Raw genomic sequence first — 18,891 nt, 5'->3', positions numbered from 1 at the left:
ATAGAGTTTGATGCTGGTGGCGTGACTTTTTAGAGGAGTATTAATCTAAATACGTTCAATTGTCTCGAATTTGTTATCGCTATTAACTAAAACACGAAATTTTCCAGCTATACCTGCATGAGTTAAAAATCCACGTAACCTCACCGCTGGTAGTTGAAGTTTTAATCCCGTATCGGTTAATACCACCACACTACTTGCGGCACCAGAATAGTGCTGCAAGAATACATTGTAGCTAATATTAACGTTAAACGTAAAACTGCGCATAACCTATTAACCTATATCTAAAGATTTAAAAATAATATAAAACAATAGCATAAAATAAAAGCCAGTCACTATTTTAGTGGCTGGCTTAGTTTCATAACAGTTTAAATCGTCGAATGATTATTTTTGATCAAGTGCTTTTTGTACTTTTTCAAATAAGTCTTTTGCCAAATGATCCATGGCAGCTAACTTTTCAAGTTGGGTACGCATCAATTGTTGACGACTCGTATCGTAATGACGAAGTTTAAGCAATGGCTCAATTAAACGCGCAGCAACTTGCGGATTACTGGTGTTTAAAATCACTAATATCTCAGTTAAAAATTCATAGCCTGAACCATCTTTAGCATGAAAATGTACCGGATTATTAGCACTAAAACCTGCAACTAAACTACGGGTGCGATTTGGGTTTTTAAGGCTAAATGTTGGGTGATTCATAGTATTACGTACATTCTCTAATGCATCAGCAGCAGGATTTGTACCTTGCAACATAAACCATTTATCCATCACTAAACCATCATGGCTCCACTTATCACTAAAGTCAGCCATTTGCGCAGCACGACAACTAAGTTGCGCATTATTTGCTGCCGACATTGCAGCCATTGTATCTGTCATATTATCGGCAGTGTTATATTGCGCAGCAACAAGTGCATTTCCTTGCTTTGTATATGCAAGGTATGACAAGCATTTATTACGCAGTGCACGTTGTGCCATTGCTGCATGATCGAGGCTATATTGAGCTTGAGTTAAGCTATGATAAATTGCGCTAAACTCATCTTCCATTTCAGTGGCTAATAATTGCGTAAATGCGCCAGCAACTTGATTAATCGCATCCACATCAACAGTTGTATACCAACCGGCAATTTCATTTTCACTTGGCAGAGTTAGCATTTCAGCAATAAAAGCAGGATCAAGATTTTCATCAAGTAATGCACCACGGAAAGCATCAATAACCGCTTCTGGTAATGTAATACTTTGACCCTGTTGTACACGTTCTACATTTTGGCGAATATATTTTGCCAATAACATTTGACCCGCATCCCAACGAGCAAATTCATTAGATGCATGAACCATTAAGAAAATAAGTTCATCATCAGTGTAGTCATATTCTAAAATTACTGGTGCAGAAAACTCACGCAGCATAGAAATAACAGGTTGCTCTACTACATTATCAAACACAAATGTTTGCTCGGCTTCTTTTACATCAAGTACATGATGTACCGATTGGCCATTACTCTGTAAAGCAATCACTTTACCTTTGCTATTGTATAACTCAATATCAAAAGGAATATGTAACGGCTGCTTTTCAACTTGCTCTGCTGTAGCTGGTGTCTGTTGGCGAATAGTTACAGCGTAACTCTTTTTATCCGCATCATAAGCTGTTGATACTGTTACAACAGGTGTACCTGCTTGACTATACCAGCGACGGAAACGGCTAAGATCAATTCCCGATGCATCTTCCATTGCTTGTGCAAAATCATCACACGTTGCAGCAGTTCCATCATGACGATCAAAATACAGTTTCATACCGGCTTGGAAGTTTGCTTCACCTAATAAAGTATGTAGCATCCGGATCACTTCACTACCCTTTTCATACACTGTTAAAGTATAGAAATTATTCATCTGAATCACTTTTTCAGGACGAATTGGGTGTGACATTGGGCCACGATCTTCAGCAAATTGAGGACCACGAACAATACGTACATTAGCAATACGGTTAACTGGTCGAGAGCCTAAATCAGACGAAAACTCTTGATCACGGAATACCGTTAAGCCTTCTTTTAAGCTTAATTGGAACCAATCACGACAAGTAACGCGGTTACCCGTCCAGTTATGGAAGTATTCATGCCCAATAACGGCTTCAATACCTTGATAATCAGTATCTGTGGCTGTGTTTGGGTTGGCTAATACGAATTTAGAGTTAAAGACATTAAGACCTTTATTCTCCATTGCGCCCATATTAAAGAAATCAACCGCCACAATCATGTAGATATCAAGATCGTATTCAAGACCGAAACGTTCTTCATCCCACTTCATTGAGTTTTTAAGAGATGTCATCGCATAATCGGCACGATCAAGATTGCCCTTATCGACAAAAATCTCCAGTGCAACATCACGTCCGCTCATGGTGGTAAATGTGTCACGCAAGACATCAAAATCACCGGCAACAAGTGCAAATAAGTAGGATGGTTTTGGGAACGGATCTTGCCACTGAACCCAATGACGCCCATTATAAAGCTCACCTTCTGCAATGCGATTACCATTGCTTAGCATGTAAGGAAAAGCGGCTTTATCTGCAATAATTTTGGTCGTGAAACGTGCTAAAACATCAGGGCGATCTAAATAAAACGTTATACGACGGAAACCTTCTGCTTCACACTGGGTACAGAAACCACCACCAGATTTATATAGACCTTCAAGTAAGGTATTGGCTTCAGGATTAATTTCCGTCGTAATCGCCAATTCAAAATCAGCAGGCAGGTTTGTTAATGTTAAGTGCCCTGACTGCTGGTGGTAATCTTGCCAAGCTTGACCATTCACAGTCACACTGATCAATGTTAAATCATCACCATCTAACACTAACTCAGCGTCCGCTTGTTCGCTAAGACGTACTACATGACTGATAGCAACAACAATGGTCTTGGTATCATTAAGGTCAAATGTCAGATCAATATCAGTAATGGTATAATCAGGCGAACGATAGTCTGAACGATATTTTGCTGCTGGTTGAGTCACAGTAGAATGTTCTGTCATTATTTGAAATCCTTTATGATTAGCTCCAATGCTAAATGCACGAGCTACCGATTAATGTTGACTGTTATATAATTAATATTGTGTCATCAATAACACTTTTCAAGCATGAATTCATAGACAATATTTATTATCACCAACGTAATCGTTTACGTATATTAATAGCAATACACGTTGAGATGATTAATGCAACAGTCACAATGAGTAAACTTGATATTCCTTGACGTAGTTAACCTCTTAGGTCACAATCTCACACCAGTTAAATAGTTTAGTTATTTATTTACTAAGTCTTATAAACCATGTCCAAGACATTGAATTTAAAGATCCTATAATTATAAAAATAAATTCTTTAAGTTTATTAATTTGAGTATCTACTACCAGATATGAATAATAACAGACACAATAATGGGGTTATCGACTCCCTGCTTGATACTGATGCTTATAAACTGCATATGCAACAAGCAGTTTTCCATCAATACCCAGGCGTTGAAGCTGTGGCAGAATTTCATTGCCGTAGCGAAGAAGATTTACGTCCGTATGCTGATGAAATTAAAGCACAAATTGATCAAATTGCGACCTTATCTTTCACTCAAGGTGAACTTGACTTCTTATCGACTCTGACTTTTTTTCATGCCGATTACCTTGCGTTTCTAAAAGATTTCAAACTTAATGCAAATGATGTTGAAATTGATACTTCAGGTGATCAATTAGCAATTACTATTCGTGGCACATGGCTTAATATCATTTTATGGGAAGTACCTTTACTTGCCATTATTTGTGAAATTCGCTGTAAACATCTTTACCCACAAGCAACTACAGCGATGGCAATTGAGCAGTTAAAATCAAAAATTGACCGCTTCTATCACGACGCTAAAAAGTGTGATTTAAGCCAATTTGCGTTAGTTGACTTTGGTACTCGTCGCCGTTTTTCAAAAGATGTTCACCATCATGTTGTTGATTATTTAAAAGACAATATGCCTGAATTTAAAGGCACATCGAACTACTATCTTGCTTACACGCGTGGTTTAACACCTGTCGGTACTCAAGCACATGAATGGTTCCAAGCACATCAACAACTTTCAGGTGAATTGGCTGATTCCCAGCAACTAGCCCTTAATCGTTGGTTACAAGAATATCCTCATGATTTAGGCATTGCGTTAACTGACTGTATCAACATGGATGCATTCTTACGCGATTTCGATCAACGCCTTTCAGAGCGCTTTATTGGTTTACGCCATGATAGTGGTGATCCTATTTCTTGGGGTGAAAAAGCCATTACGCACTATAAATCTTTAGGTATTGACCCAAAAACTAAATCTTTAGTATTTTCAGATAGCCTAACACTTGATAAAGCATTAGTTATTTATAAACACTTTAATGATCATATCAATGTTAGTTTCGGTATCGGTACTCAACTCACCTGTGATTTACCTGGTGTTAAAACACTAAATGTTGTTTTAAAATTGACGGAATGTGAAGGTCGACCAGTAGCAAAGATTTCTGATGAACCAGGAAAGAGCATTTGTCGTGATGAAAACTATCTAGACCAGCTACGTACTGCTTTTAAACTAGTCAACGAATAATTGGCTACAAAAGATAAAGTTATCATTCAATAAAAAAGCGAACAATCATTGTTCGCTTTTTTATGCTTTTAATACCATACTAATACAACCCATCGTTGCTATTACTCTCGACTTAATATTGCTTCCATTCCAAAATGCTTGTTGGTAAGCGTTAAAGTGTTATGTCCATTTAATACAAAATGACTGTCATGTTGCCCTTCTTCATACAATAATACTATCTGATCATCTTCTAAATAATACACACCTCGGTGCTCTTTCTTTTTCCCTGCTTGATTAGATATTTCAGCCGAAAATAAAAAATCAGGACGTAAAGATAATGCAAACTCTGAAATATTATCAGCTACATCTTGTCCTGAAATCGTTTCTGTTCGCCAATTTCCAGCTAAATGTTCAGGTGCAAGTTTGGTGAAGTGAGCACCATCAAGAACAAACCGATTATAATTAAGCAAATAGGTATGCATTTGATCATCATCACCAGATGAAAAGAAAGTGATATTGGTATCATCAATATCATAGTTACCCGTCCACTGCTCAACTTTGCCATCAATCCGTAATAATCGCATCGAAAAGTGATAGTCTGATTTAAACATTACATGCATTGCACGATAACTTTCACCATCACTTTCTATACCCTCTTGTTGATTACTAAACCAATACCAATTACCTAATAAAAAGGGGTAGTCAAATTCAGTAATATCATCAGCAATCGAATTTACACTAAACAAGCTCAAGATAAATAACCAGAAAAAATAAAACGTCTTCATCATACGCATTTCCCCTTGCTGAATATTTTAGCTTTTGTATTTCCCCTTCAAATTGCAGAGGTCTCATACTTAAAGCTAGTTGGGAAACCTAATTTTCGATGAAAAATATGCTGATTATCACACTTTATGATTTAATCTCTCTCAATAATAAGACAAAAAATCACAGACAAAAAAAGCGCTCCTAAGAGCGCTTTAATAATAGAGACATCAACAAGATAATGTCATTCCGTATCATACTTACGATTGTTTTTGATTACTAAAATCAGCTGTTATCGCAATGGCTTCATCAAGATAAACATCTGGAGCTTCATAATCTTTCGGCACCGCATCCAAATCAGCAAAAGGCTTTTCACCTAACACTTTTTGACGTTTATTTAAGCGGGCTAAACGATCAGCATCCTCTTTATCTTGTTCAGCTATACGTGTCTTTTCATTCAATGAAATTGTATTGATATCTTTTTCCTTTTTATAGGTAATAATATCTTCATTGATAAAACCAAATTCCATATTATTTTTAATACGAGTTTGGTGCTCAGCTGTTAGTATCGGTACAAGCGTACTATAGTCATGTAACTTCTGATAACCTGCTGGTTTAATACTATCCCAAGGTAATGCATTATCCTCAACACTTTCTCCCGTTTCAGATGGATCAATCGCTGAAGGGAAAGAAATATCAGGCACAACACCTAGGTTTTGAGTACTTCCACCATTAATACGGTAAAATTTTTGGATAGTATATTGAACATGGCCTAATGGTTTATCAAATAAATCATAAAGATGATTTAACGATCGGTGTTGTTGCACCGTACCTTTACCAAAAGATTGCTCGCCTAAAACAATAGCACGTCCATAATCTTGCATTGCTGCAGCAAAAATCTCTGAAGCAGATGCACTATAGCGGTTAACTAATACAGTCAACGGCCCATCAAACGAAATTTGATCGTCTGAATCACCATTTATTTTAATTCGACCATAACTGTCTCGCACTTGCACAACCGGCCCACTCGAAATAAATAAACCTGTTAACGCAGTCGCTTCAGTTAAAGCACCACCGCCATTATTACGTAAGTCGATTACAACACCATCAACATTCTGATCATTCAATTTAATCAGTTCTTTTTTGGTATCTTTTGATAATCCCACATAAAAGCTTGGAATTTCAAGCACACCGATCTTTTTACCATCGATAGTTTTCACTTCCGACTTAGCAGCACGATCTTCAAGACGAATCTTATCTCGTACAATCGTTACGGTGTAACTCTTTGCATTATTGCCTTCAGGTAATATATCCAGAATAACCTTACTGCCTTTCGGCCCTTTGATTAACTGAACAACATCATCAAGACGCCAACCAATTACATCAACAACTTTCTTGCCTTCTTGACCAACGCCAATAATGCGATCACCTGCTGCTATTTTTTTCGAACTCGCAGCTGGTCCACCAGCAACTAAAGAACGGATCTTGGTATAATCATCTTCTACCTGTAATACTGCGCCAATTCCCTCTAATGACAGATTCATCTCTGCCTGAAATTGTTCAGCATTGCGTGGCGATAAATAACTTGTATGTGGATCGACTTCACGTGAGAAAGCATTCATATATAACTGAAATACATCTTCACTATGAGTTTGTGTTAGACGCTTAATTGCATTGTTATAACGTTTAGTTAACGTTTTTTGAATCTCAGGCCATTCTTTACCTGCAAGTTTAAGATTTAACGCGTCGTATTTAACTCGTTGTCGCCAAATCTCATTCAATTCAGTGCTGTTTTTCGGCCATTCAAGTTCTGAACGATCAATAACAAAATCATCTTTATCATCAAACTTTATTTCGGTATCAAGTTGAGTAAGTGCAAATTGATAACGTTCAAAACGACGTTGAAGGACTTTGTTAAAAATATCAAATGCAGCTGATGTATTCCCTGATTTCAGTTGATCATCTAACTGATTTTTCCATTTTCCAAACTGTTCAACATCTGTTGCATCAAGAAAGCTTTTATTATAATCAAGCATTTCAATATAACGATTGAATACTTGTCCAGAGAACTGATCATCAAGTGCAAAATGCTTATAGTGAGAACGCGTATAACGCGAAGCCACCCTAGTGCTCGCGGTTGCATGCTGTTTTTCAGGAGCAAGGTGCGGCACATCACTTAATGAATACTTAGCCTCAGCGGCTTGAACCGAAGCTGCTAGCATCATGCCAGCAGCTATCAGTGAGAAACGGAATCGACAATTCATGTGTCGCGCATTCTCCTTTATGAACGCAAGTGCCCCGCTTTAACAGCCATTACTAGACCGTTATTTAAACGAACTCGCACATCGTCCTTGTTAATTTCAACAATAGTCGCAGGCATATTACCAGAACCCATGTTCACCTGAACATTTTTGCCTACGATTACTTCATCAGCATTCAGTACACGTGTCGTCTCTACAGGCTTCTTCTTAATAGTAGCTGTTTTTGGCTTCACATTACTAGATTTAGCTGTTTTCGCTCGAGTTTTTTTAGCTTCGCCTTCTTTAGCCGCTTTAGCAATTGCTTGCTCTTTACGACGAGTACGTACTTTAGCTTTGCTTTCTTCTAAAGCTTTAAGCGCATGATCTACGTGCTCTTGCTCTAGAACATCACAATCATTACCATCTAGATCAACACGGTTCACACCCGCTTTAACACCGTGAAGGTAACGCCAAGAAGATGTGTATTGACGTAAAGCTGTACGTAGTTGAGTCTTGCTTACTTTTGGATCTTCATTAAGACGCTCTGCAAGGTCTTGGAAGATACCAATCTTAAGTGGCTTCGCTTCACCTTCAACAGTGAAACATTTTGGGAAACGCTCAGCGATGTATGCAATAACTTCTTTACTGTTCGTTAACTTTTCAGAGTTTTCCATGGAGTTTCCTGACATAAACGAGGATTGCTCGTTATTTGTGCTTTGTTCAAAAAGAAATAGTGCTGCTATTATAATTACCTAACGCGGAAAAACCACCGAAAGCATGAAATTAGAGTACTTTTTGTAGTGCTTCTACGAAAGAAACTAGACCTCGTTCATCATTTTGGTCAAATCTTGACAAAATTGGGCTATCAATATCCAACACACCGATTAATTTTCCATTCACTGTAAGTGGAATAACTATCTCAGAATTACTTACAGCATCGCAAGCAATGTGCCCTGGAAAACTATGTACATCCGCAATCCGCTGTACTTTGTTCTCAGAAATAGCAGTACCACAAACGCCTCGCCCAACCGGAATACGCACACACGCAGGATTTCCTTGAAATGGACCCAAGACTAATTGGTCTTGCTTGAGCAAATAAAACCCTACCCAATTAATTTGTTCTAACTCCATATTTAATAACGCACTAATATTAGACATATTAGCGATAAGATCTGTTTCACCTCCAATTAATGCCAATGCTTGTTGGGTGAGGCGATTATAAAAAGCGATTGTATTTTCCATAGCTTACTCCGTATATAGCCGTTAGAATAGCAAGAACAATATTGATAATAGGAATTATTCTCACTGTGAAAGATAAGAACCATCTTATGATTAATTGGTCTTGGTTACTACTACAAGCGAAACTACATAAACCAAGATTAATTATTGCGAATATTATTGCGGTTATCGCAACCTTGATCAGCGTACCCATTCCACTTCTGATGCCGTTAATGGTTGATGAAGTTTTATTGCACAAACCAGGCGAAGGCATTACCTATCTAAATACCCTTTTACCATCTGCTTGGCATAATGCAACTGGTTACATTCTTTTAGTGCTGGTTCTGGTTGTATTAATGCGTACATTCAGTCAAGCGCTGAATATACTGCAAAGTCGACAATTTACATTAGTATCAAAAGACATAACCTATAACCTACGCCAACATTTACTCGATAAATTAGGCCGTATAAGCATGCGACAATATGAGGAACGCGGTAGTGGCGGTATTAGCTCCCACCTTATTACTGATGTCGAGACGATTGATAAATTTGTTGGTGATACATTAAGCCGTTTTATTATTGGACTATTAACTGTTGTCGGTACGGCTGGTGTCCTTTTATGGCTTGATTGGAAACTTGGACTCTTTATTCTTATTATCAATCCGGTTGTTGTCTATGCCTCTAAATTGATGGGCAACCGAGTTAAAAACCTCAAACGTAAAGAAAACCAATCTTACGAAAAATTCCAACATCGTCTAATAGAGGTATTAGACGGCCTGTATCAATTACGGGCATCTAATCGGGAACGTGACTTTTTAGAACAGTTAAAAGGTAATGCCAATGATATTCGCCATAGTGCCGATAAATATGCATGGCAATCAGAAGCAGCCGGTCGTGTTTCCTTTTTGTTATTTCTGATTGGGTTTGAAATTTTCCGCGCTGCCGCTATGCTCATGGTGCTATTTAGTAACTTAACCATTGGTGAAATGTTAGCTGTATTTAGTTACTTATGGTTTATGTTAGGCCCTATTCAAGAGTTATTAGGGATTCAATTTGCTTGGTATGGCGCATCTGCAGCAATGCAGCGTCTCAACAGTTTATTAGCCTTAGAAGAAGAAACGCGTCCACCAGCAACGGTTTACCCTTTTAATGATGATGAGACCATTGCGATTAAAATTCGCAACTTACATTTTTCTTATGATAACGACAAAGAAGTACTCTGCGGCTTAAACCTTGATATTCCCGCAGGCAAACGAGTAGCATTAGTTGGAACCTCTGGTGGCGGAAAATCAACATTAATTCAATTGCTGTTAGGTATCTATCAAAAAAGTAGCGGTGATATTTTAATCAACAATCACCCTATTGAAGCTGTTAGCTATGAAGCACTACGTGAAAAAATGGCAGTCGTATTACAGCAACCCGTGCTGTTTAATGAAACGTTACGTCATAACTTAACACTTGGAGCGCCATACAATGATGATGAATTATGGCAAGCTTTAGATATTGCTCAATTAACCGATGTAACTGAACGCCTAACTAACGGATTAGATACTGAAATTGGCCGTCAAGGCATTCGCTTATCTGGTGGGCAACGACAGCGACTGGCTATTGCACGTATGATACTCTCTAATCCTGAGTTTGTTATCTTAGATGAAGCCACTTCAGCACTAGATACATCAACAGAAGCAGCTTTACATACTGCCCTCAATACTTTTTTGAAGAATAAAACTACCTTAATTGTTGCCCATCGTTTATCTGCAGTGAAACAGGCTGATATTATTTATGTACTTGAAGACGGCTTAGTTAGCCAATCAGGGACACATTTAGAGCTAATCAATAAACACGGTCTTTATCAAACACTTTATGGCTCAATTCAATCAGCGGAAATTGCCACTAATGGCAGCAATCCTCACGAAGCAGTAGCCAGCGTCAACACAAAATAATATAGTGTGCACCAATCGGCGCTCATTGATAGTTGTTATTGTTTTTCCATTAACAATAAGTGACTAACAACTCAATGAGCGCTTTTGTACACCTTATAACTAAAGGAAGAAACGCACCATGTCGAAGGCTCGACGCTGCCCAGGCTGCGATTTACTTGTGTTGCCAGAAACAGCAACTCAAGGACACAGTGCCTATTGTCCACGTTGTCATACTCGACTCTATCGCGGCGGTATTGCGCGCTTTAATGCAGAATTAGCGATTGCGGTTGCTTGTCTTATTCTTTATATCCCTACGATTAGCTTACCGTTAGTTACCATTCGTTTAATTGGCCAAATGATCCCTGCAACACTAACCTCTGGAACCGTTGCACTTGCTCCAACCTTTCCTGCTGTTGCAATATTAATTCTATTTTGTAGTGCAATAGCGCCATTATTACTAATCAGTGCTGTTTTAGGGGCACAGTTCTCGTTACGTTTTCGACAATTACGATTATTTAAACTATCACTATGGATCCTCTCACACTTAAAACAATGGGCAATGCTGGAAGTCTTTTTAGTTAGCTTAGCTATTTCATGTTTTAAAGTGCAAGAAGTCGCAGAAATTTATGTCGGGATTGGGCTTTATTGCTTGATCAGTATGCAGATTTTATTATCGGTATTGTTAACTAAAATCAGTGTTCGTCGTTATTGGGATGCTTGGCAGCCCGAAAATGAACATATCAGTGACAAACTTGATACTGTCTGCCATAGCTGCCACTTAACCCAAGAAGCCCTACCGCATTGTCGTCGTTGTGGCAGTCAATTACATCACAGAATCCCTAAGTCACTTCAAAAAACATGGGCATATCTCATTACCGCTAGTATTTTCATCTTACCAGCAAACCTTTACCCCATTTCTATTTTTATGAATAACGGTAAACGTATCGAAGATACCATCTTTTCAGGGGTCGCAGGTTTAGTAAAAACAGGAATGACCAGTATTGCCATCATTATCTTTGTTGCCAGTATTGTTGTTCCCGTCGCTAAAATTATTGGGTTAGCGTACATATTATTATGCATTCAATTTAAACAGCGTAGCCAACGTCTACAACGCATGCGTATTTTTCGCATAGTGCATTGGATTGGAAAATGGTCTGTTATGGATCTTTTTGTAATAGCGATTATGGTCGCTTTAATCGATCGTGGACAACTTCTTGATTTTACACCGGGGCCTGGCGCCATCGCTTTCGGTGTAGTTGTTATTTTAACAATGTTAGCAGCAGAGAGCTTAGATTCTCGTCTAATCTGGGACAAATATGAACAACGAACCAAATAACGAGCAACCGCAACACGTTAGTATTCGCCGTGATCGCGGCTTATCCCCTTTATGGTTATTACCACTACTGGCAATTATTATCGCTGGGTGGTTATTATATAAAGCGGTTAATGAGGGTGGCGAACGTATTCAAATCCACTTTAATGATGCTGTTGGTTTAGTCGCGGGGCGTACCACTATCCGTTACCAAGGATTAGAAGTTGGCATCGTACGTGATGTAACTTTATCGAAAGATCTTAAAAGTATCTATGTTTCTGCTGATATCTACCCTGAGGCAGTAAAAACATTACGCACGCACACGCGGTTTTGGTTGGTCAAACCCAAAGCCTCTATTACCGGTATTTCTGGCTTAGATGCATTAGTTTCAGGTAACTATATTGCCCTTCAACCGGGAACAGGTGATGAAGCAACCAAGTTTACAGCGTTAGAAAATCAACCTGCAAATATGCCCACAAATGATGGTTTAACCTTACAATTAAAAGCACCTAATTTAGGCTCTCTCAGTATTGGCTCCCAAATTTTTTATAAAAAGATCCCTGTCGGTGAAATTTATAACTATACCCTTAGTGCTAATAAAAAAGAGGTGCTTATTGACGCACTAATAAAACCGCGTTATGCCAACCTTGTCACGAACAAAAGCCGTTTCTGGAATGTCAGTGGGGTCAGTGCCAATATTGGCTTTAGTGGTGTTGATGTCCAATTTGAAAGTTTATCTGCATTAATCGCCGGAGCTATTGCCTTTGATTCTCCAGATGCAGGTAAGCCTATTGATGAAGGACATTTATTTAACCTGTATTCTGATATTAATACTGCTGGTCGCGGTATCGCTATCACAATCACCCTTCCTGATAATAATAATATCAGTAATTCAGGTGCGCCGATTATGTATCGTGGCCTGCAAATTGGTAAGATTTCAGATTTAAAACTGGATGATAAAACCAATAAAATCATTGCCCATGCCGCCATAGAACCGAGCATGAGTGATTTACTTAATAATGGCTCACGGTTATTGCTAGAAGAAGCACAAGTTTCACTCACCGGCGTCAAAAATATTGGTAACCTTGTTCGTGGTAATTATTTACGCTTAATTCCCGGTGAAGGTAAAAAAGCACGTCATTTTACAGCTATCACCCAAAATACGCTTGAAGAGCAGCAACCAGGTGTCGCTGTTTTTTCACTATTTGCTGATCAAAGCTATGGCTTAAAAGCAGGAACAAAATTACGTTACCGTGGGATTGATGTTGGTCATATCACAACAGTGAAACTCGACGGTAATCGGGTGCGATTAGAAACATTAATTCAACCGCAATATACCCATTTAATTCGCTCTCATAGTCGTTTCTTTATTGATGGTGGTATTGAAGCTAATATCAGTAACAGTGGCGTAGATGTTTCTATTCCAGCAGCAGATCAATTGATCAGTAGTGCCATAAGCTTTACTTCTAATGGTAAAGAAGGAATCCAAAAGAGTTACTCTCTCTTTAAAAATAGACATCTAGCCAAACTCGCGGATGAAAAGTTAAAAGGCTTCACTTCTATTACACTTGTAGCTGACAACTTACCAGCAATATCTGAAGGCAGCCCAGTGCTTTACCGTAACTTACAAGTCGGTGAAATCACCAGTTTTGCTCTTAAAACATCAGGGGTTGAGATAAAACTTAATATACAAAAGAAATATCGCCATTTAATCGATAACAATACCGTATTTTGGAATCGCTCAGGCGTTGAAGTTGAGGCTGGGCTTAACGGCATTAAAATCAAAGCAGCGCCACTCTCGACATTATTAAAAGGCGGGATTGCATTCGATTCAATGAAAGGTGTTACTAACCGTTCTGGTCATGACTATAAACTTTACCCTAGCCTAAGTGATGCCCAACATTTTGGGGTAATGATTACGTTAACTGCTGATGATGCACGTTCGATTTCAAAATCAACAGCTATCAAATATCAAGGCGTTGTCATTGGTAAAGTTGATAATATTGAGCCTAACTTTGAACATAATAATGTCACAGTAAAAGCACGCTTATTCCCTCAATATGCAAAAGTAGTCGCACGTAAAGATAGCTATTTCTGGATAGTAAAACCCAAGATAAGTTTAAATGGCAGCGAAAATTTAGACTCACTATTAAGCTCATACATTGCGGTACAACCAGGTAAGGGCTTAACATCTCATACTTTCAAATTAGGTTCTGCCGAATTATTTGATGCCGGCAAAACCTTTATTTTAGAAAGTGAAGAAAGAGGTTCAGTCAGCGAAGGTACTCCGTTGCTTTATCGTGATATTCAAGTAGGACAAGTTATTAAAGTCGCTTTAGGCGCATTAGCCGATCGCGTTTTAATTACCGTCCAAATTGAACAAAAATACCGTCACCTTATTCGCGCTAATAGTGTATTTTGGAATGCATCAGGACTAAACGTTGATATCGGTATTACTGGTGCGAAAGTAAAAGCCGGCACTTTTGATAGTTTGCTTCGTGGTGGTATTTCATTTGCTACGCCAGCAACACACCCACTCGCGCCATTAGCAAAACAAAATAAACACTTCTTACTCAATAAAGAAGTAAACCCAAAATGGCTAAGTTGGCGAACGGCTATTCCTATCAAGTAACTATTTAAGCAACAAATAATTAAGGGGCATTAAATGCCCCTTTTTAACATTTAATGTTTAAAAAACCACCACACCAACATCCTATATGATAATGAAAATTGTTCATATGCATAACAATCTTAGAAGCACAGATAGCTGATATAAATTTGCCACTGTTTAGTATAGAATTCTGACATTGCCAGTTTGACTGAGAGTGCTACCTTGCATCCTAATATCTATATTCCTGACGCTTTTATTGATCTAATCAAGCATACAATGCCAGAAAACTTGAGTATTGATGAATTTATTAGCTGTTGTAAAACACCGTTACGTCGCAGTATTCGTGTAAATACGCTCAAGATAAGCGTGGCTGATTTTCTTACTCGTATTGCAGATAAAGATTGGACACTAACTCCCATTCCTTGGTGTGAAACCGGATTCTGGATTAAGCGCGAGGATGAAGAGAGTGTTTCATTAGGTAATACAGCAGAGCATATGGCAGGGTTATTCTATATTCAAGAAGCCAGCTCTATGATGCCAGTAACCGCTCTACTCAATAATAATAATGCACTTGATTGTGTTCTTGATATGGCATCAGCACCAGGTTCCAAAACTACCCAAATTGCTTGTGCTATGCAAAACCGAGGCGCGCTGGTTGCTAATGAACTTGCAGCTAGTCGAATTAAAGTATTACATGCCAACCTACAACGTTGTGGCGTACATAACGCAGCATTAACACACTTTGATGGTTGTGTTTTTGGCACATGGGCACCTGAAGCTTTTGACTCTATTTTACTCGATGCACCCTGCTCTGGTGAAGGCGCTATTCGTAAAGATGATGATGCAATGGCAAACTGGAGCCTTGAGTCAATTGATGAAATCGCAGCAGTACAACGTAATTTAATTATCAGTGCTTTTCAGGCTTTAAAACCTGGAGGTGTCATGGTGTACTCAACATGTACCCTTAACCAACGTGAAAACCAAGAGGTCTGCCATTATCTGAAAGCAACCTTTGGTGATGCGGTTGAATTTGAGTCTTTAGGTGATTTATTTGATGGTGCAGAAAAAGCATTGACGGCTGATGGTTTTTTACACGTTTACCCTCAGGTTTTTGATAGTGAAGGTTTTTTTGTTGCTCGCATTCGAAAACACGCATCTGTTGAAACAGATCCAGTTAAAAAACGAATGGGGAAATTCCCATTTAGCCAAGTAAAAGCCGATGAGCAGCAGCTTATAGCCCAGCAACTTAATACTGATCTTAATATCACATTATCAACTAACAGTGATATTTGGCTACGAGATAAAGAAGTGTGGCTATTTCCTTCACAGCTTAAACATTTAATTGGCGAAATTCGTTTCCAACGTATCGGTATTAAATTAGCTGAACAACACAAAAAAGGCTATCGCTGGCAGCATGAGGCCATCATGACACTTGCTACAGGTAAAGAATCGGTTGCGATAGCACTAACTGCACCACAAGCAAAAGAGTGGTTTATGGGACGAGATATTCGCCCAGAGAACCTTACAGGTAAAGGCGAAGTAATTGTAACTTATCGTGATTACCCTATCGGCATTGGTAAATGGGTCGGTAATCGAATCAAGAATGGCTTGCCTCGCGAATTAGTACGGGACACTAACTTGTTTGATATCTGATTATATTCAACTTGTTAGCATTAGCTGGTGGTTTATTGACTAAATAAACAATTATTTTTGATTAAAACTGGAAATTCATCAAAGCTAAACTAATATTGATAGTGTAACCGAATTCTATACATAAACCAGTTAGCGCAAGGCTCATCACGAGCCTGTTCCCCTAAGCCCGACACAGGAATCGTTTCGGGCTCTTTTTTTATCTTTTCGTTACATCACTATTTTTAGTTATATTACTAACCAATAAGCAAAAAAAACCTGAGCATATAGCTCAGGTCTTAATTAGCTCACAAACAAAATATTAGTTATGTTTGTGTGCTGTAATTTCTGCTTTTTTAAGGTCTTTAACGTTCTTGCTAACGTCACGACGCTCTTTAGATAACTCAGCACTGATGATGATATGATCATCAACACGATCTTCGTAATCGCCTTTCATGTTTTCAATGATCTCTAAAATTTGATCATGGCTCATATCTGGCTTGATATAATCCAACATGTTTTCTAGTAATTCTACACGCTTACGGTTATCACGAATTTTACGATCGTTATCAAGGATTTCGCGCTTAAGTTTGTTTTTACGGCGAGCCTGACGAACAAGTTCAAGGATGTTGTTCATGTTTTGTCCTTAGTCTGAAAATAAAGCCTTGTGAAACTGATTTAATGCTAATAATTAGGAAAAATGCACTTCCTAGTACATAACCGTCGAGTCTCAGTTTTTTTCTAAAATCGGTTATATCAGAAAATCTGCTGTAAACTCAAGTAATACCCGAAGATTATCGACTAGATGGTGAGTTAACATACGCTTAAAGAACCTTTCTTGTTTGGATTATGCCCTTTCCTATTCGACTTTGCTTTGATTTCGTTCAATAAATATTTAAGAGAATGGCTGACGAAGAAGACATTTAAATAAACTTTCTAAGAAATTATCATGACACCAATATTATTACTTTCTTTGTTCACAAAAAAAGTGAATTTGATTTGCAAATCACCAATCAACGCCTAGTCTTCATAGTAGACCAGTACTTATTTACAGTTAAAGCAATCTGAACAAGGATATCTTCGCTGTCATCTTCATGATCAGCAACAGAGTTCAAAGCTCAAATCGCTCCGTAATCTGATATTGGCTATACCGTGTGATGAATAGATTTATCAGGAGACAACATGTCAAAAGCAACAGGTACCGTTAAGTGGTTCAACGAAGAAAAAGGTTTTGGTTTTATCACTCAAGATGACGGCGGTGCTGATGTATTTGTACACTTCCGTGCGATTAGTGGTGATGGCTTTAAAACCTTAACTGAAGGCCAAAAAGTGTCTTACGAAACAGAACAAGGTCCTAAGGGTCTTCAAGCTGCAAACGTTGAAAGAGCCTAGTAATTTAACCTTGAATACCTACAAAATAAAGGGCTCATTCAGCCCTTTTTCTGCCTCTAATCATACTGGTTTGTATAAACACCACGCCTTTAAACAACATAAATGCAAGCTAAAAACACGCTAATATCATTTGATATATAAAGAAAATATATATCAAACGTCAGCTGGTATCCTCGCGATCACAATGCGCACACTAGCTCATATAAATTAAACATATTATTTTGTTAAAGTGGTCACATTATTGACTTGTTCTTACAAGAGAAACTTGCCCTTTCAATATGAAAATGGCCTAATACTCATGGTTTTATTAAAGGCCTATTTATGCAACAAATTGAAATAGAAAACTTCGATACACTGTTCAAATATTCACAGTTGTCCTGAAGCGCTTCATTATTCTTTTGTACATAAGTAAAACAGCGTAATGTGCGCTACTAATTTATTTTTTCAGGAGACATAACATGTCTAAAGCAACTGGTATCGTTAAGTGGTTCAACGATGAGAAAGGTTTCGGTTTTATCACTCAAGACAATGGCGGCGCTGACGTATTCGTTCACTTCCGTGCTATCACAGGTGAAGGCTTCAAATCTCTAGCTGAAGGTCAGAAGGTTTCTTTTGACGTTGAGCAAGGCCAAAAAGGTCCTCAAGCTGCTAACGTTGAGCGTGCTTAATTTTTCAACGAACAGTTGAAAGAAGTAAAGGGTATCTTAGATACCCTTTTTTTGTATCAGTAAATCACACCACAACATAGACCATTTTGACTCGTGGCTGCTCCAGCCCAAAATAATCACTCTCTTGTTCAACCTCCATAAACCCTAGCTGCTGATACAATTTCTTCGCATGATTATCAGGATGAACCGTAAGCCACAATTTTTCACAGCCAGCTAATTGATTCATTGCTACTTGCATCAATTGTCTACCTACCCCGCTCCCCTGCACGCTTGTATCTACCGCTAAGGCAAGTATCCATCCTTCTAATACAACTAATGACATATTATTAAACTGAGGCGCGCACAGTACATAACCGACAACATTATCATGATCTCGTGCGACGAAGAAACCAGCGGGCCAGCAATCATAGGCTTGGCGAATAAAAAAATCAGGATAACAATAATCACCAAACAAGCGTTGCTCTAACTGATACACCGCTTGCAGATCTTCTTTCTTAGCAACATCAATTGTTATTAACTCAACCACAGCATTCCCTACTCATTATTTTGCTTTCTTCCATAAAAAA

The 18,891-nt window shown here is 38.3% G+C and carries 15 protein-coding genes; 7 read left to right on the top strand and 8 right to left on the bottom strand.

Annotation, left to right across the window (positions count from 1 at the left end; translation table 11 throughout):
* Nucleotides 1-45: 45 nt before the first annotated feature.
* Entirely contained in the window at nt 46-264 is a 219-nt protein-coding gene (locus PPBDW_RS08040; RefSeq protein ID WP_036794651.1) for a DUF2835 domain-containing protein, read from the bottom strand.
* Nucleotides 265-381: 117 nt separating this feature from the next.
* On the bottom strand, nt 382-3,012 hold the full coding sequence (pepN, locus tag PPBDW_RS08035; protein WP_036794648.1) for an aminopeptidase N: 2,631 nt from the start codon (nt 3,010-3,012) through the stop codon (nt 382-384).
* Nucleotides 3,013-3,392: 380 nt separating this feature from the next.
* On the opposite strand from pepN, the gene pncB reads away from it, so the two are divergent.
* Entirely contained in the window at nt 3,393-4,592 is a 1,200-nt protein-coding gene (gene pncB / locus PPBDW_RS08030; RefSeq protein WP_036794647.1) for a nicotinate phosphoribosyltransferase, read from the top strand.
* A gap of 101 nt (nt 4,593-4,693) precedes the next feature.
* Here pncB and PPBDW_RS08025 read toward each other — a convergent pair whose 3' ends face one another.
* From PPBDW_RS08025 to PPBDW_RS08010, 4 genes are all read right to left on the bottom strand, one after another.
* Nucleotides 4,694-5,359: a lipocalin family protein gene (locus PPBDW_RS08025; protein ID WP_036794646.1), complete on the bottom strand. Its 666-nt coding sequence runs from the start codon at nt 5,357-5,359 to the stop codon at nt 4,694-4,696.
* Between the two features lie 234 nt (nt 5,360-5,593).
* Nucleotides 5,594-7,597, bottom strand: a complete 2,004-nt coding sequence (gene prc / locus PPBDW_RS08020) for a carboxy terminal-processing peptidase (protein ID WP_036794645.1) — start codon at nt 7,595-7,597, stop codon at nt 5,594-5,596.
* Between the two features lie 17 nt (nt 7,598-7,614).
* A complete protein-coding gene (gene proQ / locus PPBDW_RS08015) occupies nt 7,615-8,247 on the bottom strand; it encodes an RNA chaperone ProQ (protein ID WP_036794643.1) in 633 nt (210 codons plus the stop codon).
* 109 nt (nt 8,248-8,356) lie between these two features.
* Entirely contained in the window at nt 8,357-8,815 is a 459-nt protein-coding gene (locus PPBDW_RS08010; protein ID WP_036794641.1) for a GAF domain-containing protein, read from the bottom strand.
* 86 nt (nt 8,816-8,901) lie between these two features.
* Here PPBDW_RS08010 and PPBDW_RS08005 point away from each other — a divergent pair, with 86 nt between their 5' ends.
* From PPBDW_RS08005 to rsmF, 4 genes are all read left to right on the top strand, one after another.
* Entirely contained in the window at nt 8,902-10,734 is a 1,833-nt protein-coding gene (locus tag PPBDW_RS08005; protein WP_036794639.1) for an ABC transporter ATP-binding protein, read from the top strand.
* A gap of 118 nt (nt 10,735-10,852) precedes the next feature.
* A complete protein-coding gene (locus tag PPBDW_RS08000; RefSeq protein ID WP_036794637.1) occupies nt 10,853-12,049 on the top strand; it encodes a paraquat-inducible protein A in 1,197 nt (398 codons plus the stop codon).
* Nucleotides 12,030-14,657 carry an MlaD family protein gene (locus PPBDW_RS07995; protein WP_036794634.1) on the top strand — a complete coding sequence of 876 codons (2,628 nt, stop codon included), beginning with the start codon at nt 12,030-12,032 and terminating at the stop codon, nt 14,655-14,657. The genes PPBDW_RS08000 and PPBDW_RS07995 overlap by 20 nt, the downstream gene beginning before the upstream one ends.
* A gap of 201 nt (nt 14,658-14,858) precedes the next feature.
* The gene (rsmF, locus tag PPBDW_RS07990) at nt 14,859-16,289 is read left to right on the top strand and encodes a 16S rRNA (cytosine(1407)-C(5))-methyltransferase RsmF (RefSeq protein WP_036794631.1); all 1,431 of its coding nucleotides are present in this window, start codon (nt 14,859-14,861) and stop codon (nt 16,287-16,289) included.
* Between the two features lie 298 nt (nt 16,290-16,587).
* Here rsmF and PPBDW_RS07985 read toward each other — a convergent pair whose 3' ends face one another.
* Nucleotides 16,588-16,902: a DUF496 family protein gene (locus PPBDW_RS07985; RefSeq protein WP_036794628.1), complete on the bottom strand. Its 315-nt coding sequence runs from the start codon at nt 16,900-16,902 to the stop codon at nt 16,588-16,590.
* 545 nt (nt 16,903-17,447) lie between these two features.
* Here PPBDW_RS07985 and cspE (PPBDW_RS07980) point away from each other — a divergent pair.
* Both cspE (PPBDW_RS07980) and cspE (PPBDW_RS07975) read left to right on the top strand, forming a co-directional pair.
* Entirely contained in the window at nt 17,448-17,657 is a 210-nt protein-coding gene (cspE, locus tag PPBDW_RS07980; RefSeq protein WP_036794625.1) for a transcription antiterminator/RNA stability regulator CspE, read from the top strand.
* 458 nt (nt 17,658-18,115) lie between these two features.
* Nucleotides 18,116-18,325, top strand: coding sequence for a transcription antiterminator/RNA stability regulator CspE (cspE, locus tag PPBDW_RS07975; RefSeq protein ID WP_036794623.1), 210 nt, complete (start codon nt 18,116-18,118; stop codon nt 18,323-18,325).
* 64 nt (nt 18,326-18,389) lie between these two features.
* Here cspE (PPBDW_RS07975) and PPBDW_RS07970 read toward each other — a convergent pair whose 3' ends face one another.
* Entirely contained in the window at nt 18,390-18,851 is a 462-nt protein-coding gene (locus tag PPBDW_RS07970) for a GNAT family N-acetyltransferase (RefSeq protein ID WP_054262023.1), read from the bottom strand.
* Nucleotides 18,852-18,891 lie beyond the last annotated feature (40 nt).

The sequence above is a fragment of the Photobacterium kishitanii genome, assembly GCF_000613045.3.
Lineage (GTDB): Bacteria > Pseudomonadota > Gammaproteobacteria > Enterobacterales > Vibrionaceae > Photobacterium > Photobacterium kishitanii.
Note: the sequence above shows the minus strand (reverse complement) of the source record. Positions and strands in the feature narration are given on the sequence as shown.